This window comes from Lentzea miocenica (assembly GCF_033949945.1).
Lineage (GTDB): Bacteria > Actinomycetota > Actinomycetes > Mycobacteriales > Pseudonocardiaceae > Lentzea > Lentzea miocenica.
On sequence record NZ_JAXAVW010000111.1, the window covers coordinates 1 to 527 of the forward strand.

The 527-nt window shown below is 66.6% G+C and carries 1 protein-coding gene; it reads right to left on the bottom strand.

Annotated elements, in window-relative coordinates; genetic code table 11:
- A partial coding sequence (locus tag SK803_RS46430) for a putative PEP-binding protein (RefSeq protein WP_319972653.1) occupies positions 1-527 on the bottom strand: 527 nt, incomplete at both ends.

The window sequence follows — 527 nt, forward strand, 5'->3', positions numbered from 1 at the left end:
TTGTTGGACGGTGCCTGTCCGCACAGCGACGAGGTGATGCCGGCGTCGCGGGCGGCGCCGACGATGCGGCCGATCATGTCGAGCACGGCGGGGTCGGACTCGTCGAAGAGGTCCGCGCACAGCTCGGAGTCGCGGTCGACGCCGAGCATCAGCTGGGTGAGATCGTTGCTGCCGATGGAAACCCCGTCGATGCCGGACCGCGCGTATTCGGGAATCCAGTACGCCACCGAGGGAACCTCGGCCATCACCCACCGGTGCAGGCCGCGGTGGCGGCCGAGCGGGCTGCGGTCGATCTGCTCCAAGCAGGCTTCGAGTTCCCACTTGGTGCGGACGAACGGGATCATCAGGTGCAGGTTCGGCGTCTGCTCCCGCACCCTGGCGAGAGCTTCGAGCTCCAGCGCGAACAGCATCGGGTCGTCGACGTACCGGTAGCAGCCGCGGTAGCCGATCATCGGGTTGTGTTCGTGCTTCTCGAACTCGTCGCCGCCCTTGAGTTCGCGGAACTCGTTGGTGCGGAAGTCCATCGT